Here is a 21,147-nt window from a genome sequence, read left to right as displayed (position 1 = left end):
AGGGCAGGCTTCTTTGTGATCTATTACAGCTTAAGCGGCAACAGACTTAGCTTTTGGCTTTTTATCAAACAAAGACTTATCAGCAGCCAGTTCCAGTGGGTCAAAATCATCCACGTTAATGGTGTGTAGACGGCCTTGCTCAGCCACACGCAGCTTTTCTGCTTCAGCTTCGGTGATCACACCCAGCTCTAAGCCTAAAGCAGCTACTTCGTGTAAGCGGAAGAATGGCAGGCGTTTATTCGCTGCATGCACCACTTTATCGAAGATAGGTTCAGCGGCCAGAATATCAGTCAGAGCTTTTTCAATTAACCCGATTTGATTGTTTGGTTCCAGCGTCAGATAGACGTTGGTCGCTAAGCGGCTGCGGGCTTCACAAGGTGTTTGCATAATGCGCGACACCTGGTGATCCAGCTGGTCCGAAGGTTTACGCAAAGTACGACCCCAAGGGAATAACAGCTTGCCTAACACCGAACCTACGATACGATTCGGGAAGTTATCCAGCATTTCATCCATAGCCACCTGAGCTTTGTACATATTGTCTTCACAAGCCCATTGCACTAAAGGTAAATCCTGCGCCGGACGACCGTCGTCGTTAAAACGCTTCAGTACAGAAGAGGTCAGATACAACATGGATAACATATCGCCTAAACGGGCGGAGATACGTTCACGGCGTTTTAAGTCACCACCCATGGTACCCATAGCAACATCAGACATCAGTGCCAACGCAGCGCTGTATCTGTTCATTTGTTTGTAGTACTTAGCTGTTGCATCTGCATACGGGCTGGCAGAGAAGGCTGAATTGCTCAAGCCTAACCATAAAGCACGGAAGAAGTTGCTGATGCTAAAACCAATATGGCCAAACAAAGCACGGTCAAAGGCCGTCACAGCAGCGCGTTCGTCTTCTAAACCCGCAGCCTGTAATTCAGCCAGTACAAATGGATGGCAACGAATTGCGCCCTGACCATAAATAATCATATTACGGGTCAGTATGTTTGCACCTTCTACAGTGATAGCAACCGGAGCACCCTGATAACCACGGGCCAAATAGTTGTTCGGGCCCATACAGATGCCTTTACCACCATGGATATCCATGGCATCAATAGTCACCTGACGCATACGCTCTGTCATATGGTATTTAGTGATGGCGGAAATAACAGATGGCTTTTCGCCTAAGTCGATAGAACCTACCGACATAGTGGTCGAGGCTTCAGCCATATAGGCATAACCGCCAATACGGGCTAAGGCTTCTTCAATACCTTCCATTTTACCTATAGGCAGCTTGAACTGACGACGGATACGGGCATAAGCACCAGTTAACAACGCAGCAGCTTTGATACCACCTGTGCTGTTTGACGGCAGGGTGATAGCCCGGCCTACGGACAAACATTCCACCAGCATGCGCCAGCCCTGACCAGCCATCTTCGGACCACCAATAATGTAGTCCAGCGGCACAAAGACCTCTTCACCCTGAGTAGGACCATTCTGGAATGGCACGTTCAGAGGGAAGTGACGACGACCAATTTTTACGCCTGGAGTAGAGACAGGGATTAAAGCACAAGTGATGCCTAAATCTTTTTTATCGCCTAATAAACCGTCCGGATCCTGCATCTTAAATGCTAGACCCAATACAGTAGCGATAGGGGCCAATGTGATATAACGCTTGTTCCATGTCAGGCGCATACCAATAATTTCCTGACCTTCCCATTCGCCTTTACAGACTACACCTACATCAGGGATAGCGCCGGCATCAGAACCTGCTTCCGGGCTGGTTAAGGCAAAACAAGGAATTTCTAAACCTTTGGCCAAACGAGGCAGGTAGTGGTCCTGCTGCTCTTTGGTACCATAATGTTGTAACAGCTCGCCTGGGCCTAACGAGTTAGGCACACCAACGACGCTGGATAAAACCATACTTTTGCTGGTTAATTTTTGCAGCACACAAGACTGGGCATAGGCTGAGAATTCCAGGCCGCCGTATTGCTTTTTGATGATCATCGCAAAGAAGCCATGGTCTTTTAAGTACTGATACACTTCTGGTGATAAGTCAGCACGTTCATGTGTGGTGTGCCAGTCATCGACTATGGCCAGTAACTCTTCACAAGGGCCATCTAAAAACGCTTGCTCTTCAGCACTTAAACGTGGTTTTGGATAATTGTGCAGTTTGTGCCAGTCTGGCGTGCCACGGAATAAATCGCCTTCCCACCAGGTGGTGCCGGCATCAATAGCTTCTTTTTCTGTGGTCGACATTTCCGGCATGATTTTGCGGTACAGTTTTAACAAAGGTTTGGTTAAATACTGTTGACGTATGCTGGCTACATTTAAAGGCACAGCCACAACCAAAAACAGGATCCAGCTAATCACACCCACTGTATCAGTGAAGGTTGCAACAGCTAATAAAGCAGCGATCAACGCTGTAAACATAGTTAAACTTGCTCTGTGGTAGGCGAGCACGGCTACTGTGCCAAGCAAGGCTACCCAAAAAATCAACACATCCATAATTTACTCCTGAGAACTAGAGGTCAGACCACTGTGGGCTTAGAGTAGTGTGCCTGTTGCAAAGATGCAAGTAATTCCTTACTTTGCACTCTGGTTTACTGTCAACTTTTGTTGCAGCTTCAGTGCGTCAGGTCATCAAGTATAGGAAGCTATCCGAGCTATGTGTGAGTTATTAGGGATGTCAGCCAATGTGCCTACCGACATCTGCTTTAGTTTTAAAGGTTTAAGAGAACGTGGTGGCAAAACTGGTCCGCATAAAGATGGCTGGGGTGTGGCTTTTTATCAGGGCAAAGGAGTCAGCACCTTTAAAGATGCTGATCCGAGTTATCAATCTGAAATCGCACGGCTTATCAGTGATTACCCCATTAAAAGTACTGCTGTGGTGGCGCATATCCGTCAGGCCAACAGTGGTGGAGTAGGGCTTGAAAACACTCATCCCTTTACCCGCACTTTATGGGGGCGCTACTGGACTTATGCCCATAATGGTCAGTTGCACAGTTTTGAAACCTTGCCGGTCGGGCAACACCTTGTAGTGGGGCAAACCGACAGTGAGCATGCCTTTTGTTATCTGTTGAACGCGCTGGAGCAAAAATTTCCTGTTGCTCCTTCGAATATGAAACTGGCCTTTGATTACCTGGCCTCTTTATGTCCTGCGTTGCAGCAGTTAGGTGTATTTAACCTGCTGCTGTCTGACGGTGATTATCTGCTGGCGTATTGCAGCACCAAATTACATTGGATCACCAGAAGGGCACCTTTTGGTGTGGCTTTATTGTCGGATATGGATGTGGACATAGATTTTTCAAAAGAAACCACAGAAAAGGATGTGGTGACTATTATTGCCACTTTGCCGCTGACCTGTAATGAACAATGGCAGGTGATGACGTCGGGACAATCCCAGCTGTTTAAAGCAGGAGAGCCGCAATAAGCGGCTCTTTCATGGATGTTTAAAGCTTTAATTGGAAGGTTTGAAAGTCGCCAGCTGAATATCGAATTGTTCGACTTTATCTTCAGCCTGCCATAACCGCACTAATAAGTAATCCAGCTCCGGTGCTACCCAAGCCAACACTTCTTTATCTGGGCCAGTGCCAGTGCGTTCAATCCGGATGGTTTTTACTTTACCGTAGGGCAGGGATAACCATTCTTCGCCCGCAACTTTGTAACTGTATTTGCGCTCATCACCGTGGCGATTCAGCACCTGATACACAAATTCAGTTTTACCTGCTTTTAAATCCAAAGCCAGCTGGTTGTGATAACTCAAGGGATCCAACCATTGTTCATTCCATTGAATGGCTTTAATTTTTTTAGATTTTTCGACCCGTAATTCTTTGCTGTCCCAGTTCAGATTCAGCTCGTAATAACGGTTTGGGCCTGAACCTGTGCGCTGCATCACATAACGGTTAGGCTGAATACGGCCCTCTTTAATAGTAAAAAAGGACTGCTCTGAACGTTTATCTTCAAAAATCAGCCAACTGATATCGCTGCTGTAACCCAGTTCATAACCTTGTTCTGTCGTTTTCAGATAACGTTTGGCTTCACCGTGTTTTTTGCCTGAGCGCAGCACATTGTAGCTGGCTTCAAAAGCTGAGAATTGAACAGAAGGGGCAGCTGTAGGTTCTTCAGCTGATAAGAGGCTTGAAAAGAGTAAAAAAAATGACGCACTAAGGCGCCATTTATTCATCATCCTGGTCATTTGCATATCCATGGTCAGACAATAAAAGGCCATCTAACAATGCCTTATCTGACTGCTGTTGTAAACGGTTCTGACAAAACCAGCGTACAACCAATGGATAAATACGGTGTTCCTGTTCGTGTACACGCTGTGCGACAGTATCCGCGTCATCACCAGGAAAAACCGGCACTTTGGCTTGCAAAATCACAGGGCCACCGTCCAGTTCCGCCGTCACAAAATGCACTGAACAGCCGTGTTCTGTATCACCAGCATCAATAGCGCGCTGGTGAGTATTCAGCCCCTGATATTTGGGTAATAACGAAGGATGGATATTCAGTAAACGGCCCTGATAATGCTGAACAAATTCAGGCGTTAAAATGCGCATAAAACCAGCCAGTACCACCAAATCAGGTTGATGCTGATCGATAGTTGCGATCAAATCCTGATCGTAAGCCGCACGGTCGGCATAGGCTTTATGATCAAGCACTATCGCTTTAGCGCCGGCTTTTTTAGCCCGCTCCAAACCATAAGCTTTGGCTTTATTCGACAGGACAGCTGTGACTTTACCGGCAATAAAACCAGCACTGCAGGCATCTAAAATCGCCTGCAGATTGGAGCCGCTACCTGAAATCAATACAACAATAGATTTCATGTATGGGTTTAGCCTTGGATCACAACTTGAGCTTCGTTTGCCGCAACCTGATTGATTTCACCTAAATGCCAGGCATTTTCGCCAGCTGCTTTTAACTGGGCTAAAGCCGCATCGAGGTGAGTTGCAGGAACTACCACTATCATGCCAACACCACAGTTGAAGGTGCGGTACATTTCGTGACGTTCTACATTACCTTGCTGTTGTAACCAGCTGAAAATAGCAGGCCACTGCCAGCTGCTCTCGATGATTTTTGCCTGAGTGTTTTCTGGCAGTACACGTGGGATATTTTCCCAGAAACCACCGCCTGTGATATGACACAAAGCATGAACAGGCATGGATTTAATTAAAGCCAGCAGGTTTTTTACATAAATTCGGGTAGGCTCTAACAGGTGATCGGCAATAGTTTTGCCTTCCAGCATAGTCTGAGGATCCTGACCGCTGACTTCCAGTACTTTACGAATTAACGAAAAGCCGTTGGAATGAGGACCTGAGGCCGCTAATGCAATGAGTTGATCGCCAGCTTTTACTTTGCTGCCGTCAATAATTTCAGACTTCTCAACCACACCGACGCTAAAACCTGCGATGTCGTAGTCTTCGCCATGGTACATACCTGGCATTTCAGCGGTTTCACCACCCACCAGAGCACAACCAGCCAGCTCACAGCCTTTGGCAATACCTTCCACTACAGTAGCAGCAGTATTGACGTCCAGCTTACCTGTCGCGTAGTAGTCGAGGAAAAATAAAGGTTCAGCACCTGATACGACAATGTCATTGACGCACATGGCCACTAAGTCGATACCTACGCTGTCATGGCGTTTTAAATCCATAGCCAGACGCAGTTTGGTACCTACACCGTCAGTGCCTGATACGAGTACCGGCTCTTTATAGCCAGCAGGGATTTGACACAAAGCACCAAAGCCGCCTAAACCGCCCATTACTTCTTTGCGGGTTGTACGTTTTACCGCACCTTTAATACGGTCAACCAAGGCCTCACCGGCATCAATATCAACACCAGCGTCTTTGTAACTTAACGACGTTTTTTGCTCGCTCACGGCAATCCCCAAAAACTAAAAAGTGAAGGTCCAAAAAAATTGGCGGCATTTTACCTTGTAACGCCGCCAGACAAAAGGATTTACTGCTCTGCATTTTCGAATGCTTGCCTGGCCTTGTTACAAAGCAGTATTATTGCATCGCATTATTCATGGCTTGAGCCACATAATTACGTAAGCTGGCACTTGGCGTTTTGGCAATCTGATGATAAACCAAAGAGGCAAAAGGAAACTCCTTGCCGTTGTAACGCACACAAATGTAAGGCGCGTCTGGTGTTGCTTCATCGTGATACCACTCACCACCTACATGATGAATAAAGACCTCACCTGTGTATGCTCCAAAGACATTGGACAAAGTAAACAACACCTCATCGGCATGACGTTGTTCCTGCTGGCGTAAAAACAGCTCGCTGAGTATTTCATCCACTTTTGTCAAACTGTCCAGACTAAAATCGAGCAGAACCTGATGCTCTTCAGCTGAATACACAACAGCGTCCTGCGCAGTGACTTTCATTAATTCGGTTAATTCTTGGTTATTCATAATATTCCCTAGCTATTAAACTTTATGTTCGGCTAGCAGCAACTCACGTAATTGACGGCTGCCAGGTCCTAGTGTTTCTTCTTTTGGTGTGACTAAAGCTAAAGGTACGGCCCGTGCTGAACTTTGTGCAATCTGAAGTTGCACCAAGGTGCCGTCTTTTATCAGATCGCAGATCAAAAACTCAGGCAACCAGCAAAAACCAATACCGTTTTTCAGAATATCTACGGCTTCAAAAAAGTTATTCACTGTCCAGCGTTGTTCGGCACGCAGCCAGCCTACATCTTTAGGTTTGCTGGCGGTATCGCGGATCACAATTTGCAAATACTGGCTGAGCTCATTTAAGTCCAGCTTTGGCTGCTCCGCTAACAGATGATCTTTCCCTACGACTGGTATCATTTGAATCACAGCCAAAGGTTCACCAATATAACCCTTAGGTACACTCGGAGAGGCCGCAATCACTAAATCTGCTTTATGTTCCAGTATCATTTCCGTAGAGCCGGTGATCACTGTATCAATAATCTGAATGCGGCTGCCACGGGAGATAGGATGAAATTTTGCCAAAGCGCGGTAAAGTATTTGCTTTGGATAGACCAGCTCTACCGCGATGCGAATTTCTGGCTCCCAGCCTACATTAATATTAGAGGCTAATAGCTCCAGATCTTCAATTTGTTGGGTTAATAAGCGGGAGCGGCGTAACATCACTTCGCCAGCAGATGTTAAAAATGCTTTGCGACCTTTGACTTCCAGCAGCTCCACACCCAACTGATATTGCAGTTTTGCCACCGCATGATTTAATGATGACTGACTTTTATTCAGTAAGTCGGCTGCCTGCGCATAGCCCCCCGCATCCACCACAGCTTGCAGTATGCGCCATTGTTCCATGGTTGACTTGGGGCGGTACGGCATGGAAGTTCCTTTAATTTAAGCCTGAGCTACTATCACAGCACGCAGCGGTGCAGGGTAGCCTTCAATGGTTTTACTATGATCAGTTGGGTCAAGAAAATCAATCAGACTTTCGTTTTCCATCCATCCGGTTTTACGTTGTTCATCCAGACTTGTCACCGATAAATCCACTACTTTGGCGTCTTTAAAGCCAACCCGCTGTAGCCAGAGTAACAAAGCTGCAGTGCTTGGGATAAACCAGACATTGCGCATTTTAGCGTAGCGATCAGTTGGCACTAACACGGCTTGCTCATCGCCTTCAATGACTAACGTCTCCAGCACCAGTTCGCCACCCGGACGCAGCTGTTGCTTCAGCTGTGCCAAAAAGTCGATAGGGGAGCGACGGTGATACAACACGCCCATAGAAAACACCGTATCAAAAGCTTTTAGCTCCGGCATATCATCTATGCCGACCGGCAATAAATGCACTGTCGGGTCAGGATTAAAATGTTTAATGGCTTCAAACTGGCAATAAAATAGCTGTGAAGGGTCAATGCCTACGACAAATTCTGCACCTTCACCTTTCATGCGCCATAAGTGATAACCGCTGCCACAACCGACATCCAGCACTGTTCTGTGTTGCAGCGAGCTGATATGAGGCAGAACTCTGTCCCATTTCCAGTCGGAGCGCCATTCGGTATCTATGTTTAACCCATGCAGCGTAAAAGGGCCTTTGCGCCATGGCATTAACTGGCGTAACAAGACTTCAAGCCGTTGTTTTTGACCATGGTTTAAGTCTTCAGGCTGGCCAAATTCGACTTTATTTTTTAATTCGACACAGCTTTTGGCTGCAACAGGCAAGTGATCCAGTACTTTTTGCCACTGCTTAAAGTCACCATGCAAAGCCTCCTGCTCCCAGCTTTTTAATTTAGCGGGTAGGGTTTCCAGCCAGTGTAGTAGCTTATTGCCTGCTATTTGCTGATAAAAACTCTGAAAACGGCTCATCGTTGCGCCTCTGCTTTAATGGCCACCATAGAGCAGAAGTTAAAGCACTGAAACCATAAACTGATATGTTCAAAACCTGCGGCTGACAGTCGGGCTTTATGTTCGGCCAGGCTGTCAGGGCGCATCACATTTTCAAGAGCCGTGCGTTTTTGACTGATTTCCAGCTCGCTATAGCCATTAGCGCGTTTGAAGTCATGGTGTAAATCAATCAACAATTCATGGGTTGTGGCATCAGTTTCGATAATTTTTTCTGACAATACAAAAATACCACCAGGCTTGAGTGCTTTATAGATACGTTCAATCAGGCGGGCTCTGTCTTCTTTGGCCAGAAACTGCAAAGTGAAATTACTGACGACCACAGCGGCGTTTTCCATAGGAATATCACGGATATCAGCCAGTAATACAGTGGCTGGCACATCAGAGCGAAAAGCTTGTAAGTGGCTGGTGCATCGCTCGACCATAGCGGCACTGTTGTCGACGCCAATCAACTGACAACCAGGTTCAGTGATCTGACGGCGCATGGCTAAACTGGCGGCGCCCAAAGAGCAGCCTAAATCGTAATAATTGCTGTTGGCCTGCTGAAAACGGCTGGTCAGTTTACCTATGGTTTGAATGATAGTTTGATAGCCAGGCACAGAGCGTTGGATCATGTCCGGAAAGACATCCACCACGGCAGAGTCAAAACAAAAATCCTGAATATGGCCCAGAGGGTCAGCGTAAATATGATCTTTTTGCATCAGCGGAACAACTTCATACCTGTAATTGGCGGATAGTTTAACGTATTTCGACTTTAAGACGAAATCAAAGCAAGCTTAGTTGGGTCTGATCCTGTGGCCAGGGCGCCAGTATTGGGTGATCTATCCCCAAATCCATCACAAATTGCCGCGCCAATACCGGGGCTGTTAAATTATCCGGGCTATGAAAAAAACAAAAAGGCGTTTTACCTTCATCCAGCCACTGCCTCATTTTACCCAGCCAGGGCTGATAATAATGCTGATTCACGGCCATATCGTCCGTACCGACAAAACGCAGCATCGGCTGTTTAGTTAACGCCACAGCATGCACCGGCAAATAAGGTTTTTTACGCTGCGCATCCAGTAAAGCTGCAGTAGTGGCAGGTACAGAAAATAACGCTCTGCTGTCAAAAATCACCCGCTCTGCATCAAAGTCACGTAATAAACGGTTCAGAGTAATTTCATGCTCTGCTTTGTCAAAAAATACCGGATGACGCACTTCAACAGCAACAGAAAAGGATGAGCATAAAGTGTTAAGCATCTGTTTCAGCCAGCTTAAATGCTCCGGTGAAAAAAAGGCAGGCAACTGTAAATGCACCAGGGCGAGTTTGTCAGCAAGAGGGGCTATCAAATCAAGCCAGAGTTGTAATTCTTCCGTCTGAAACTGCTGGAATTGATGACTTAAACGCTTAGGTACTTTTAAGGTAAAACGAAAGTTTTCGCTGCTTTGCTCTGCCCAGCGCGCCACAGTTTGCGCCGACGGATCGGCATAAAAACTGGTATTACCCTCTACAGAGTTGAAATACCTACTATAGTTAGCAAGAAACTCGGAAGGCTCCAGTTTGCTGTTAAATATCAGGTTTTTCCACTGAGGATTAGCCCAGACCGGGCAGCCAAGATAAAGCATCTGCGATTTCCGTTGTCAAAAGTACTGTTATAAATGAGTTGCGTATTATCGCTGTATTCGACATCTTAACCCAAGGTAAAGATCACTGTCCTGAACATGATTAAAAAGCTGATTCTGTTGTTTGTGTTACTTACAGGCTGTACTGCTCAGGCTCAAAGCGCTGCGGTGGTCAGCGCTCTTCCTGCATCGCTGAAAATAGGCATATCCAGCGACACTTATCCATATATGTTTGTTAACGAGCAGAGTCAGCCCGCAGGTCTGGTCGTGGACTACTGGCGGGAAGTTGCCAGACAAGCAGGTGTGAAGGTCGAATTTATTGCGGCTGACTGGGCAGATACCTTGAGTATGCTGGATTCTGGTGCCATCGATTTGCATGGTGGCCTTGGCCGTACCGTCGATCGTGAACAGCAGTATCTGTTAGGCCAGAGTTATCTGGATATCTTCAGTAATGTCTTTGTGCATCGTGATTTAACCGGAGTACATAATTTATCTGACTTAAAGCCTCATCTGGTGGGAGTGGTTGAGCGCTCAACCCATATTGACAGCCTGACACAGCAACAAGCCGACCTGGTGCTAAAACGGTATTCGTCTGTATCGCAGATGTACGACTCGGCATTAAGAGGCGAAATTAAGGCCTTTACCGGACTGGACAGATTACCTCCCCGTTACGCTGACTACTTACAACTGATGGCTATGTATCCTGTCTATAAAAAAGTGCCGGTACGGAAAATTGAACTGACTTTTGCGGTCAGAAAGGATCAACCGCTGTTGTTACAGGCCTTAGTGGACGCTACAGCTGGGGTTGACCTGGCTTTCAGAGATCAGTTGGAACGGCAGTGGCTTAGTGTAGATACCGATCCTGATACCTTATTAATTGGGGTTTCGATCGGAAATCAGCCTTATATGCATGTCAGTTCTATTGGGGATGTGCAGGGGATTTTTGTAGATTTATGGCGTTTATGGTCGAAGAAAACCGGCATAGCAGTGAGCTTCGTACCTAATCAGTCTGAAGACTCCTTAGCTTATTTACGCAAAGGTCGTATTGACGTACAAATGGCGCAGGTCGAAAACGCCGAAAAGTTCGCAGGTTTAAAGCCTGCTTACCACTTATATAACATTTATTCCTCACTGTTCTATGACAGCGCATCAGATCTGACAGATGCAGCTCAACTGAAAAATGCCACTTTGGGCTTGTTACACACGGCCAGCTTTCGTCCGCAATTACAGCAGCAGTTTCCGGATGCAAAGATCAAAGTTTTTGCTACTGTGGATCAGATGATTGAGGCTGTACTAAAAAAGCAGCTGACTGGTTTTTTAGCTTCTGATGTCATTACACGGGAGCGTTTGGTGCAAAGCAGTAGTCAGGGCAGTTTTAAGTTATTTCCCGGCATTCGTTATGAATCTGCAGTGTATTCATTGATCCGCACCAATGAAGATGACTTGTATCAAAATATCCAGCAAGGCTTTTCTCAAATCAGTCTGGATGAAATGGTCAAGATTGAAAACCGGTGGCTAAGTAAAGAGGCCGGGGCTTATTTTCAGACCTTCCGTGACAAAGTGCCATTAACTACAGCGGAGCGGCAGTGGTTAAATCAGCATCAGCAGATCCGCGTTGGAGTCATGAGCGATTGGCGTCCGGTGGAGTTTGTTGATGAAAAAGGCGAAGCTCAGGGCATTACCGCGGACATCCTGAAATTGTTGAATCAACGCTTAGATGTACAGTTTGTTCCGACACCTTACAAAGACTGGGACTTGCTGCTGCAAGATTATAAAAGCGGGAAGTTGCAGATGGTGGCGAATATTTCCGACTTACCAGAGCGGCGCAGTTTCAGCTCTTTTAGTCTGGATTACTGGACTTTACAGTGGATTATGATAGGCAAACATGATGCGCAATTTGACGCTAAAGTGGCCTTGATGCCAGCTCAGCGTATTGCCATCATGCGTGAATATCAGTTTGTAAAACAGTTAAAAAAAGATTTTCCGCAGCACCAGGTGATAGAAGTCGACAACTTAAGCCAGGGTCTTGAAATGGTGGTGGCTGGCAGAGCTGATTTTGTGTTGGATACTGTGGTGGCCTCCGGTATCGCCATGCGTGACCCACGTTATGTCAATTTACGGGCTTATTTACCAACAGACTTACCTGTGTATCCCTCTTATTTTGGCGTGCACAAAGATTTGCCGGAATTGTTGGTGATCCTCAATAAAGGCATCAAAACCATTAACGATGCTGACAGGAAAAGTCTGCAGGACAAATGGTTGAATCTGGAGATTAAACAAGGGCTGGATCAGAATAGAGTTTTTACCCTGGTGTTACAAATTGCAGGTTTGTCTCTGGTTGTGATCATTGGCTTTTTGATCTGGAATTTTTCGTTGCGTCGTGAAGTCAATCTGCGCCGTAAAGTGGAAGAAAAGATGCGATTTATGGCGGGGCACGATGATTTAACTCAGCTACCAAACCGCAGCTTGCTGATTGAACGTCTGCAAACGGCATTGCACCAGCACGCCCGTCATAACGAAATGTTAGCGCTGATGTTTATTGATTTAGACGGTTTTAAGCAGGTGAATGACCAACATGGCCATGATTTGGGTGATGAAATGCTGGTGAAGTTGTCGGCTTTGTTAAGTCATTGTGTGAGAAAAACCGATACGGTGGCCCGTTTTGGCGGTGACGAGTTTGTTATTTTATTAACAGGGCTGGTCGACAGAGATGATGCTGCCATAGTGGCTGAAAAGATTTTATTGTATCTGCAAGAACCGCTGATGTTGTCTGCCTGTCAGGCTACAGTTGGAGCCAGTATAGGTATTGCCATTTACCCGCATGATGGTACAGATGCGGCAACTTTATTAAAGTCTGCCGACAAGTTGATGTATCAGGTGAAACAGCAAGGCAAAAGCCAATATAGGTTCAGTCGCTAGTCCTCGTTTTACAAGCAAAGTACTGCTCCGGCAAATAAAATTCGACATCGGAACATCAACAGGCTCTAAGGGCAGTGACATTAATCGTCTTTTCTATATAATTAGCGCTCATTTTCGCAGGCAGATTACAGTTCGACTGAAAGGATAAGTTAATGCGTAGCCATTATTGCGGTTCATTAAAGGCAGAAAACATTGGTCAACAGGTTTCATTATGTGGTTGGGTTAACCGCCGTCGTGATTTAGGTGGTTTGATTTTTATTGACCTGCGCGACCGCGAAGGCCTGGTTCAGGTATTTTTTGATCCGGAACTCACTGACTTATTCACTCAGGCTGCCGATTTACGCAATGAGTACTGTGTGCAATTAACTGGTACAGTGCGTGCCCGTCCTGAATCTCAAATTAATAGCGAAATGGCCACAGGTGAAGTGGAGGTTTATGCTTCCAGCCTGACTATTCTGAATAAATCAGCGCCTATACCGCTGGATCCAAACCAGAACAACAGCGAAGAGCAGCGCTTAAAATACCGCTACATTGATTTACGCCGTCCTTTGATGAGCGACCGTTTAAAGTTCCGCGCCAAAGTGACCAGCTTTGTACGTAACTTTATGGACAGTCATGGCTTTTTAGACGTTGAAACACCGATTCTGACTAAAGCCACTCCAGAAGGTGCCCGTGACTATTTAGTGCCAAGCCGCACGCACAAAGGTCAGTTTTTTGCTTTGCCGCAATCGCCTCAGCTATTTAAACAATTGCTGATGATGGCTGGCCTGGACCGCTATTACCAAATCGTTAAATGTTTCCGTGACGAAGATTTACGTGCTGACCGTCAGCCGGAATTTACTCAGATTGATATCGAAACTTCGTTCATGACGTCAGAGCAAGTGATGGAAGTCACAGAGCAGATGGTGCATCAGATGTTCCTGCAACTGCTGGATGTCGATTTAGGCAAAATGCCACGCATGACGTACAACGAAGCCATGCGTTTATACGGCTCAGACAAACCAGACCTGCGTAACCCAATGCAGTTTGTTGATGTCGCTGACTTAGTAAAAGACGTGGAATTTAAAGTATTCTCAGGCCCGGCTAACGATAACAAAGGCCGTGTTGTTGCGTTAAAAGTACCTGGCGCTGCTGAAAAAGTGTCCCGTAAAGACATCGACAATTACACAGCTTTTGTTGGCATTTACGGCGCTAAAGGTCTGGCCTGGTTAAAAGTGAACGATATTAATGCGGGCGCTGAGGGTATTCAGTCACCTGTTGCCAAGTTTTTAACGCCTGAAATTATCAGCGAAATTTTAAGCCGAACTCAGGCGACTACTGGCGATTTAATTTTCTTCGGTGCTGACAGCTACAAAGTGGTCTGTGAAGCTATGGGCGCTTTACGTCTGAAGTTAGGTGAAGATTTAGGCTTAACAGTTCAGGGCTGGAAACCATTGTGGGTTGTGGACTTCCCAATGTTTGAAGAAAACGATGATGGCAGCTTTTCTGCGGTACACCATCCGTTCACTTCTCCTTTGGACACAGCTGAATTCCTGGCGACCGAAATGGACAAGCTGGATCACAGAGCGCTGTTATCCAATGCATACGATATGGTCCTCAACGGTACTGAGTTAGGTGGTGGTTCTGTACGTATCCATACCCCGGATGTACAAGCGAAAGTATTCCAGTTACTGGGCATCAGTGATGAAGAAGCGGCTGAGAAATTTGGTTTCTTACTGGAAGCTTTACGTTATGGTGCGCCACCACATGCGGGTTTAGCTTTTGGTTTAGACCGTCTGGTGATGTTGATGACAGGTGCTACCTCTATCCGTGACGTGATGGCTTTCCCAAAAACTGCCACGGCTGCTTGTCCGCTGACGGACGCACCAGGCGAAGCCAATCCGGCTCAACTGGCCGAGCTGGGTATTCAGGTGGTTAAAAAACAATAACTGACGAAGTGCCGCAACTCTTTATTGCGCGCTTATGATGAAGTATGTTGAAGCGGCTAAGGCCGCTTCACTTTTATAATTACAATGGAGTTTGATGCTGATGGCTGGTCATAGTAAATGGGCTAACATGAAGCACCGTAAGGCTCGTCAGGATGCCAAACGGGTCAAGATTTTCACCAAACTTATTCGCGAGCTGACTGTGTCAGCCCGTATCAGTCCTGATGTCGATGCCAATCCTCGTTTACGCACTGCAGTTGCTAAAGCGCTTTTGAATAATATGACCCGGGATGCGATAGACCGTGCTATTAAACGGGGCGCTGGTGAGCAGGACGGCAGCAATTATGAAGAGCTGGTGTATGAAGGCTACGGCCCTTGTGGTGTCGCTATCGTAGTAGAAACCCTGACCGACAACCATAAACGTACTGTGGCGGATGTTCGCAGCGCTTTCACCAAATACGGCAATATGGGCACTGCAGGCTCTGTCAGCTATTTATTCAGTAAAAAAGGCATCATCTCTTTTGCACCTGGTTTATCTGAAGATCAGGTGCTGGACATAGCCCTTGAAGCTGGTGCTGAAGATGTGGTCAGTCATGAGGATGGCAGTATTGAAGTCATCACCAGCCCTGAGAGCTTTAACGATGTGCGTGAAGCCTTAGAGGCCGCAAAGTTAGTGGCGGACGACGCTGAAATCACCATGGTGCCTTCAGTGAAAGCTGAAATAGATGCTGATCATGTGGTGAAGTTTTTTAAGCTCATTGACATGCTGGAAGATTTCGACGATGTGCAAAACGTCTACCACAATGCCGACATTGCGGATGACGTCATGGCGTTAGTGCCTTAATGGCTATTATCCTTGGTATTGACCCCGGCAGCCGTTTAACGGGCTACGGGGTTGTTCGCCAGACAGGGCAGAAATTCGAATACATCGCCAGTGGCTGTATCCGCTTAACGCTAAACGATATACCTGATCGGTTAAAACAAATTTTTGATGGTGTCAGCGAAATAATTCAACAAACCCAGCCTGATGTCTTTGCGATAGAGCAGGTGTTTATGGCACGAAACCCAGACTCAGCTTTAAAACTCGGGCAAGCCCGTGGTGCTGCTATAGTGGCTGCGAAAAATGCGGGTCTCGAAGTGTTTGAATACTCAGCCCGTCAGGTTAAACAGGCTGTGGTGGGTACAGGCGCTGCTGACAAAACTCAGGTGCAGCATATGATCCGCACCTTACTGAAATTGCCAGGCAATCCGCAAGCCGATGCTGCCGATGCCCTTGCCGTGGCTATGTGTCACGGGCATACTCACCAAAGTTTATTGCATATGGCAGGGCAGGCTACCAAAACGGTGCGCGGCCGCCTGCGCTGATTTTTTGAATACCGGAGCTTTTGACTGTGATTGGATTATTACGTGGTGTTATTTTAGAAAAGCAGGCGCCGGATTTACTCATTGATGTGGCTGGTGTGGGTTACGAAGTACAGCTGCCTTTAACCAGTTTTTATAAATTGCCCGAGGTTGGTAAAGAAGCTGTGATCTACACCCACTTTGTTGTGCGGGAAGATGCACAGCTTTTATATGGGTTTCACACCAGCACAGAGCGTGCTTTATTTCGCCAACTGATAAAAGCCAATGGCATAGGGCCTAAGTTAGCTCTTACTATCTTATCTGGTCTGTCAGCCCAGCAGTTTGTCCGTTGTGTACAGCACGATGACATCAGCACGTTGGTGAAATTGCCTGGTGTTGGTAAAAAAACGGCAGAGCGTTTATTGATTGAAATGCGTGATCGTTTAAAAGACTGGGGGCTGAATATCAGCACTCCAGTCACCGACCACTTAGTGCTTGCCGGCGATGAAGTCGATTCGTTTGAATTGGTGGAAAGTGCTGAGCAGGATGCGATCAGTGCGTTAGTGGCTTTGGGTTATAGTCAGTTACAAGCCAGTAAAGCAGTACAAAAAATTAAGCAAGCCGATATGAGCAGTGAACAGCTAATCAAACTCGCGCTGCGCAGTATGATTTAATGCCGTTTTAAGCAGGAACTCTCATGATAGAAGCAGATCGTCTGATCGATACCAAAGCCAGTCGCGAAGACGAGCTGATAGACCGTGCCATCCGGCCAAAATCGCTGGCGGATTACACAGGGCAGTCTCATGTCAAAGAGCAAATGGCTATTTTCATCGAAGCAGCCCGCGGTCGTGGTGAGCCTTTGGATCATTTATTGATCTTTGGCCCGCCAGGTTTAGGTAAAACCACGCTTGCCATGGTGGTAGCCAATGAAATGGGGGTGAATATTAAAAACACCTCAGGCCCTGTGCTGGAGAAAGCCGGTGATTTAGCGGCGCTTCTGACCAACCTCGAACCCAACGATGTACTTTTTATCGATGAAATTCACCGTTTAAGCCCTGTAGTGGAAGAGATATTGTATCCGGCTATGGAAGACTATCAGCTGGATATTATGATAGGCGAGGGGCCTGCCGCCCGTTCTATCAAACTTGAATTACCGCCTTTTACCTTAATAGGTGCCACTACCAGAGCTGGCGCTTTAACTTCACCACTACGTGATCGCTTTGGCATAGTGCAGCGGCTGGAGTTTTATAAAGTAGATGAGCTGGCGCAAATCATTTTACGTTCAGCCCATTATCTGAATTTAGAGCTTGAATTGCCTGCAGCAACAGAGATTGCCCGCCGCTCCCGTGGTACGCCTCGAATTGCTAACCGCCTTTTAAGACGGGTGCGTGATTATGCCCAGGTAAAATCCAGTGGTCTGGTGCCAGTTGAAATAGCCTCTGCCGCTTTGCATATGGTCGACGTGGACGCCAGTGGTTTTGACTACATGGATCGCAAGTTAATGCTGAGCATCATTGAGAAATTCGGTGGTGGTCCTGTAGGGTTGGATAACCTGGCTGCAGCTATAGGAGAAGAAAAAGAAACTATCGAAGATGTGATAGAGCCTTTTTTAATTCAGCAAGGCTTTATCCAACGCACCCCACGAGGCCGTATCGTCTCACCAGCAGCCTATAAACACTTTGGTTTTGATTTGCCAGAATCGAATTAAATAAGGATTCCTTCTCATTGGAAACACAAAATCGCCGAGAGCGATTTTGAACAGCTTCAGCTGGCCTGATAAGGTGAGGGCAAGGATAGCCCGAGTAAATTCGTCAGGAACGAATTGCACTCACATCGTCCATGATGTTCGCCTTCGGCAGCTAAAGCTTTGAAAAACAGCTATCCTGCTGTTTTTTGAACATCGGAGTGCAACGACGATGGCCCGGAGGGCGAAGCCGGAATTAGCATTGCCAACAGTTTGGCAATGCACGGCTGAGCGCCAGTGGCTCTGCCCACTGGCCGGATGGAGTCATGGATGGTGGCGAATAAAAAAAAAGCCCGCTAAATTAGCGGGCGAATGCAACAAGTTGAAGTAAATCTTCAAAATCCAGGGAACATGTTGAGAAGCAACATGACCATCTTCGAACAGATAATCACATCACCAGTATTCATCACTAAAGTTGGGGCACAAGGGCCGGAACTTTTGCGCTAGCTCAGAACACGGGTGCATTTTAGGGAGTTAGTGCATTTACTTCAAACTAGAAAAATTGAGATTTCGGATTACTTTTTTTAATCTGAATAAATGGTGATTTTGTATGAATTTTAATCTTGTTTTGTGATTGATATATCGCCATCCCTTGAAAATTAAGGGCAGCTGAACAGCTCTAATATTTGCTCCGAATTACTATTTTTTGAGCAAAATTTATCTGATTGGTTAAAATAGTCATTAGTCGCTCTTTTTTCCCCATCTGTCGTGAAGAGGAAACTTTTAAAGAATATCTGACCCATAGGTTTTCAGAGTCGTCAGAATGTCATGAAATCAAAATATTTTTAACTCTGACGAGGCTCGCCCTGTTGAGTTCGGCTGTGGCCTCCAATATCATAGCGGCCAATTTAGGTGACAAAAAAATATGATGTCGCAGGTATTTGATTTTCCAATCAGAGTATATTACGAAGACACTGATGCCGGTGGCGTAGTATATTATGCTAACTATCTGAAATTCTTTGAAAGAGCCAGAACAGAATGGCTCCGAAGCTTAGGGATAGAGCAGGATGTATTGTTAAGTCAGGATATTGGTTTTGTGGTGAAAAGTGTTCAGATGGACAACCACAAGCCAGGACGGTTTAACCAGCTTTTGTTGGTAAAAAGTGAGATTAAGCAGCTAAAAAAGGCCAGTCTGGTATTTTGGCAGGAAATCTACAACGCAGATGCACAATTGCTTTGTTCAGCGCAGGTTAGTATTGCTTGCGTAAAACTATCATTAATGAAAGCGAGTGCAATACCTCGCGATGTTTTAGGGGTGTTATCAGGTGACAGGCGGACTATCAGTTCTTGATTTAATTCTTCACGCTAGTGTAGTAGTGCAGCTGGTTATGCTGATTTTACTGAGCATGTCTGTGATGTCGTGGGCCATGATCATTCAGCGCAATAAAGCGCTGAGTACAGCGGTAGAAGAAACCAAACAGTTTGAAGATAAGTTTTGGTCAGGTATTGATCTGTCAAAACTTTACAACGAAGTCAGCGCCAAAGTGACAGTGACAGGTGTGGAAGCTTTATTTAAGGCGGGTTTCAAAGAATTTGCGCGTTTACACAAAAGCAGCCGCCAATCCGGTGCTGTGATGGAAGGAACTCAACGTGCTATGCGTGTTGGATTATCCCGTGAAGTGGAACGTCTGGAAATGCATTTACCATTTTTGGCCACTGTAGGCTCGATCAGCCCGTATATAGGTTTGTTCGGTACGGTCTGGGGTATCATGAATTCGTTTATCGCTTTAGGTGCTGTACAACAGGCGACTTTAGCTATGGTGGCGCCAGGTATCGCAGAAGCTTTGATTGCGACAGCTATAGGTTTGTTCGCCGCTATACCGGCTGTTATTGCGTACAACAAGTTTTCTCATAAAGTAGAGATGCTGGAAAGTGCTTACGCTAACTTTGTCGAAGAGTTTGCTAACATTCTGCACCGTCAGGCGATGGCCAGCGGAGAAAACAACTAATGTACGTCCGTAAAAAACGCCGTATGGTGGCTGAGATCAACGTCGTTCCTTATATCGACGTGATGTTGGTGTTGCTGATTATCTTTATGGTAACGACGCCGATCATTACACAAGGCGTCAAAGTGGAATTACCTAAGTCAGATGCCGAACCTATAGAGCAGATGAAAGACGGTAAAACTCCGCTTGTGGCCACTGTGGATGAAGGTGGTTTGTATTATTTTGAGAAAGATGGTGTCAATAAAGGCCCATTTAATGCTCAGGAAATGCAAATGGAAGTGGCAGGTACTCTGCAGTTAGAGCCAGGTACCCAAGTGATTATTAAAGGTGATGGCCGCGTGAACTATGCAGCTATTATCCAGTTATTAAATCTGCTGAAAGACGCGGGCGCCCCTTCCGTTGGTTTAATGACTGACGATGTGGAGCAAAACTAAGATGGAACCAGCGTTTAAGAAGTCGCTGATCATCTCAGGTGGTTTACACGTTTTTATAGCTGTGTTGCTGTTTGTTAACTTTAATTTCTTTAAAAACGAAGAAATTTTAGTTGTACCTATGGCTGGAGACCTGAGTGCACCGTTAAACGCCACTACGGTCGACCAGTCTCAGTTTGATGAACTGAAGGAAAAAAATCAGCAGAAAAAGAAAGCTGATGAAAAGCGCAAAAAAGATTTGGAAAAGAAAAAGCAGCAGGAAGAGCGTGATAAACGCCTTGAAGAGCAGCGCCTGAAGAAGCAGGAACAAGAGAAAAAAGAAGCTGAAGTCGCAGAGAAAAAAGCTGTTGAAGAAAAGAAAAAACAGGCTGTAGAAAAAGAGAAACAACAAAAGCTTGCTGCTGAGAAGAAAAAGAAAGATGACGAAAAGAAAAAGCAGCAAGAGATAGAGAAGAAGAAAAAGGAAAAAGCAGCTAAAGAGAAGGCCGCTAAAGAGAAAGCAGCCAAAGAGAAAGCTGAAAAAGCCAAAGCCGAAAAAGAAAATCGTGAACGCGAAGCTGCAGAAGAAATGTTAGCTGAGCAGTTGGAAGAAGAAGCAGAAGCACGCCGAGCAGCGAAGGCTGGTCAGATCCTGACCGAGAAGCAACGCTACCTGGCGATGATTGTTGCAAAAATCCAACAAAATTGGTTTGTTGACGATACAATGCGTGGCAAAGAGTGTCGGGTGAATATTCGTTTAGCCAGTAATGGCTTTGTGACAGCAACAACTGTGCTGGGTGGCGACAGAGCTTTGTGTGAGTCAGCTGTCCGTGCGGTACAGAAAGCTGGTAACTTCCCAATGTCACCGGATCCTGATGTATATGATGCGTTGAAAGACATTACACCTACTTTAAGACCGGAACTGAGATAACA

At 46.1% G+C, this 21,147-nt stretch carries 20 protein-coding genes; 11 read left to right on the top strand and 9 right to left on the bottom strand.

What is annotated here, in order from left to right; translation table 11 throughout:
- Nucleotides 1–30: 30 nt before the first annotated feature.
- Nucleotides 31–2,493, bottom strand: coding sequence for an acyl-CoA dehydrogenase FadE (gene fadE, locus OM978_RS14250; RefSeq protein ID WP_264342876.1), 2,463 nt, complete (start codon nucleotides 2,491–2,493; stop codon nucleotides 31–33).
- Nucleotides 2,494–2,653: 160 nt separating this feature from the next.
- Here fadE and OM978_RS14245 point away from each other — a divergent pair, with 160 nt between their 5' ends.
- Nucleotides 2,654–3,418: a class II glutamine amidotransferase gene (locus OM978_RS14245; protein ID WP_264342875.1), complete on the top strand. Its 765-nt coding sequence runs from the start codon at nucleotides 2,654–2,656 to the stop codon at nucleotides 3,416–3,418.
- Nucleotides 3,419–3,445: 27 nt separating this feature from the next.
- Here OM978_RS14245 and OM978_RS14240 read toward each other — a convergent pair whose 3' ends face one another.
- The 8 genes from OM978_RS14240 to OM978_RS14205 form a co-directional block, all read right to left on the bottom strand.
- Nucleotides 3,446–4,183 (bottom strand): DUF3108 domain-containing protein, encoded by a 738-nt coding sequence (locus OM978_RS14240; protein WP_264342874.1) that lies wholly within the window; start codon nucleotides 4,181–4,183, stop codon nucleotides 3,446–3,448.
- Nucleotides 4,164–4,814 (bottom strand): phosphoribosylglycinamide formyltransferase, encoded by a 651-nt coding sequence (gene purN / locus OM978_RS14235; RefSeq protein WP_264342873.1) that lies wholly within the window; start codon nucleotides 4,812–4,814, stop codon nucleotides 4,164–4,166. Before purN ends, OM978_RS14240 begins: the two co-directional genes overlap by 20 nt.
- Before the next feature lie 8 nt (nucleotides 4,815–4,822).
- Nucleotides 4,823–5,866: a phosphoribosylformylglycinamidine cyclo-ligase gene (gene purM, locus OM978_RS14230; RefSeq protein WP_264342872.1), complete on the bottom strand. Its 1,044-nt coding sequence runs from the start codon at nucleotides 5,864–5,866 to the stop codon at nucleotides 4,823–4,825.
- A 130-nt stretch (nucleotides 5,867–5,996) separates the two neighbouring features.
- Nucleotides 5,997–6,404 (bottom strand): hypothetical protein, encoded by a 408-nt coding sequence (locus tag OM978_RS14225; protein ID WP_264342871.1) that lies wholly within the window; start codon nucleotides 6,402–6,404, stop codon nucleotides 5,997–5,999.
- A 15-nt stretch (nucleotides 6,405–6,419) separates the two neighbouring features.
- Nucleotides 6,420–7,310: a LysR family transcriptional regulator gene (locus OM978_RS14220; RefSeq protein WP_264342869.1), complete on the bottom strand. Its 891-nt coding sequence runs from the start codon at nucleotides 7,308–7,310 to the stop codon at nucleotides 6,420–6,422.
- A 15-nt stretch (nucleotides 7,311–7,325) separates the two neighbouring features.
- Nucleotides 7,326–8,291 carry a tRNA 5-methoxyuridine(34)/uridine 5-oxyacetic acid(34) synthase CmoB gene (gene cmoB, locus OM978_RS14215; protein ID WP_264342867.1) on the bottom strand — a complete coding sequence of 322 codons (966 nt, stop codon included), beginning with the start codon at nucleotides 8,289–8,291 and terminating at the stop codon, nucleotides 7,326–7,328.
- Complete coding sequence (gene cmoA / locus OM978_RS14210; RefSeq protein ID WP_264342865.1) at nucleotides 8,288–9,028, bottom strand: carboxy-S-adenosyl-L-methionine synthase CmoA; 741 nt, start codon at nucleotides 9,026–9,028, stop codon at nucleotides 8,288–8,290. The genes cmoB and cmoA overlap by 4 nt, the downstream gene beginning before the upstream one ends.
- A 64-nt stretch (nucleotides 9,029–9,092) precedes the next feature.
- Nucleotides 9,093–9,932 (bottom strand): DUF72 domain-containing protein, encoded by an 840-nt coding sequence (locus OM978_RS14205; protein ID WP_264342864.1) that lies wholly within the window; start codon nucleotides 9,930–9,932, stop codon nucleotides 9,093–9,095.
- A 96-nt stretch (nucleotides 9,933–10,028) separates the two neighbouring features.
- Here OM978_RS14205 and OM978_RS14200 point away from each other — a divergent pair, with 96 nt between their 5' ends.
- The 10 genes from OM978_RS14200 (at nucleotide 10,029) to tolA (ending at nucleotide 21,145) form a co-directional block, all read left to right on the top strand.
- Complete coding sequence (locus OM978_RS14200; RefSeq protein ID WP_264342862.1) at nucleotides 10,029–12,848, top strand: transporter substrate-binding domain-containing protein; 2,820 nt, start codon at nucleotides 10,029–10,031, stop codon at nucleotides 12,846–12,848.
- Between the two features lie 152 nt (nucleotides 12,849–13,000).
- Nucleotides 13,001–14,776 (top strand): aspartate--tRNA ligase, encoded by a 1,776-nt coding sequence (aspS, locus tag OM978_RS14195; RefSeq protein WP_264342861.1) that lies wholly within the window; start codon nucleotides 13,001–13,003, stop codon nucleotides 14,774–14,776.
- A gap of 100 nt (nucleotides 14,777–14,876) precedes the next feature.
- Nucleotides 14,877–15,617 carry a YebC/PmpR family DNA-binding transcriptional regulator gene (locus OM978_RS14190; protein ID WP_264342860.1) on the top strand — a complete coding sequence of 247 codons (741 nt, stop codon included), beginning with the start codon at nucleotides 14,877–14,879 and terminating at the stop codon, nucleotides 15,615–15,617.
- A complete protein-coding gene (gene ruvC, locus OM978_RS14185; protein ID WP_046520634.1) occupies nucleotides 15,617–16,138 on the top strand; it encodes a crossover junction endodeoxyribonuclease RuvC in 522 nt (173 codons plus the stop codon). Before OM978_RS14190 ends, ruvC begins: the two co-directional genes overlap by 1 nt.
- Before the next feature lie 26 nt (nucleotides 16,139–16,164).
- Nucleotides 16,165–16,788, top strand: a complete 624-nt coding sequence (gene ruvA, locus OM978_RS14180) for a Holliday junction branch migration protein RuvA (RefSeq protein WP_127024496.1) — start codon at nucleotides 16,165–16,167, stop codon at nucleotides 16,786–16,788.
- Between the two features lie 23 nt (nucleotides 16,789–16,811).
- A complete protein-coding gene (gene ruvB / locus OM978_RS14175; RefSeq protein WP_233009493.1) occupies nucleotides 16,812–17,822 on the top strand; it encodes a Holliday junction branch migration DNA helicase RuvB in 1,011 nt (336 codons plus the stop codon).
- A 901-nt stretch (nucleotides 17,823–18,723) separates the two neighbouring features.
- Nucleotides 18,724–19,149: a tol-pal system-associated acyl-CoA thioesterase gene (gene ybgC, locus OM978_RS14170; protein ID WP_413690723.1), complete on the top strand. Its 426-nt coding sequence runs from the start codon at nucleotides 18,724–18,726 to the stop codon at nucleotides 19,147–19,149.
- A gap of 37 nt (nucleotides 19,150–19,186) precedes the next feature.
- Complete coding sequence (gene tolQ, locus OM978_RS14165) at nucleotides 19,187–19,807, top strand: protein TolQ (RefSeq protein ID WP_319633873.1); 621 nt, start codon at nucleotides 19,187–19,189, stop codon at nucleotides 19,805–19,807.
- Nucleotides 19,807–20,238: a protein TolR gene (tolR, locus tag OM978_RS14160; RefSeq protein ID WP_046520639.1), complete on the top strand. Its 432-nt coding sequence runs from the start codon at nucleotides 19,807–19,809 to the stop codon at nucleotides 20,236–20,238. Before tolQ ends, tolR begins: the two co-directional genes overlap by 1 nt.
- A 61-nt stretch (nucleotides 20,239–20,299) precedes the next feature.
- Complete coding sequence (gene tolA, locus OM978_RS14155) at nucleotides 20,300–21,145, top strand: cell envelope integrity protein TolA (protein ID WP_264342855.1); 846 nt, start codon at nucleotides 20,300–20,302, stop codon at nucleotides 21,143–21,145.
- Nucleotides 21,146–21,147 lie beyond the last annotated feature (2 nt).

Origin of the sequence: Rheinheimera sp. MM224 (genome assembly GCF_947090785.1) — a bacterium.
GTDB lineage: Bacteria > Pseudomonadota > Gammaproteobacteria > Enterobacterales > Alteromonadaceae > Pararheinheimera.
This window is presented reverse-complemented; position numbering and strand designations above follow the sequence as displayed.

What these genes read in the sequence shown, in the direction of transcription:
- OM978_RS14240 (WP_264342874.1), bottom strand. Translation starts at nt 4,183, where the DNA reads ATGACCAGGATGATGAATAAATGGCGCCTTAGTGCGTCATTTTTTTTA.
- OM978_RS14220 (WP_264342869.1), bottom strand. Translation starts at nt 7,310, where the DNA reads ATGCCGTACCGCCCCAAGTCAACCATGGAACAATGGCGCATACTGCAA.
- OM978_RS14225 (WP_264342871.1), bottom strand. Translation starts at nt 6,404, where the DNA reads ATGAATAACCAAGAATTAACCGAATTAATGAAAGTCACTGCGCAGGAC.
- aspS (WP_264342861.1), top strand. Translation starts at nt 13,001, where the DNA reads ATGCGTAGCCATTATTGCGGTTCATTAAAGGCAGAAAACATTGGTCAA.
- OM978_RS14205 (WP_264342864.1), bottom strand. Translation starts at nt 9,932, where the DNA reads ATGCTTTATCTTGGCTGCCCGGTCTGGGCTAATCCTCAGTGGAAAAAC.
- ybgC (WP_413690723.1), top strand. Translation starts at nt 18,724, where the DNA reads ATGATGTCGCAGGTATTTGATTTTCCAATCAGAGTATATTACGAAGAC.
- ruvB (WP_233009493.1), top strand. Translation starts at nt 16,812, where the DNA reads ATGATAGAAGCAGATCGTCTGATCGATACCAAAGCCAGTCGCGAAGAC.
- OM978_RS14190 (WP_264342860.1), top strand. Translation starts at nt 14,877, where the DNA reads ATGGCTGGTCATAGTAAATGGGCTAACATGAAGCACCGTAAGGCTCGT.
- tolR (WP_046520639.1), top strand. Translation starts at nt 19,807, where the DNA reads ATGTACGTCCGTAAAAAACGCCGTATGGTGGCTGAGATCAACGTCGTT.
- cmoB (WP_264342867.1), bottom strand. Translation starts at nt 8,291, where the DNA reads ATGAGCCGTTTTCAGAGTTTTTATCAGCAAATAGCAGGCAATAAGCTA.
- fadE (WP_264342876.1), bottom strand. Translation starts at nt 2,493, where the DNA reads ATGGATGTGTTGATTTTTTGGGTAGCCTTGCTTGGCACAGTAGCCGTG.
- purN (WP_264342873.1), bottom strand. Translation starts at nt 4,814, where the DNA reads ATGAAATCTATTGTTGTATTGATTTCAGGTAGCGGCTCCAATCTGCAG.
- cmoA (WP_264342865.1), bottom strand. Translation starts at nt 9,028, where the DNA reads ATGCAAAAAGATCATATTTACGCTGACCCTCTGGGCCATATTCAGGAT.
- OM978_RS14200 (WP_264342862.1), top strand. Translation starts at nt 10,029, where the DNA reads ATGATTAAAAAGCTGATTCTGTTGTTTGTGTTACTTACAGGCTGTACT.
- tolQ (WP_319633873.1), top strand. Translation starts at nt 19,187, where the DNA reads ATGCTGATTTTACTGAGCATGTCTGTGATGTCGTGGGCCATGATCATT.
- ruvC (WP_046520634.1), top strand. Translation starts at nt 15,617, where the DNA reads ATGGCTATTATCCTTGGTATTGACCCCGGCAGCCGTTTAACGGGCTAC.
- OM978_RS14245 (WP_264342875.1), top strand. Translation starts at nt 2,654, where the DNA reads ATGTGTGAGTTATTAGGGATGTCAGCCAATGTGCCTACCGACATCTGC.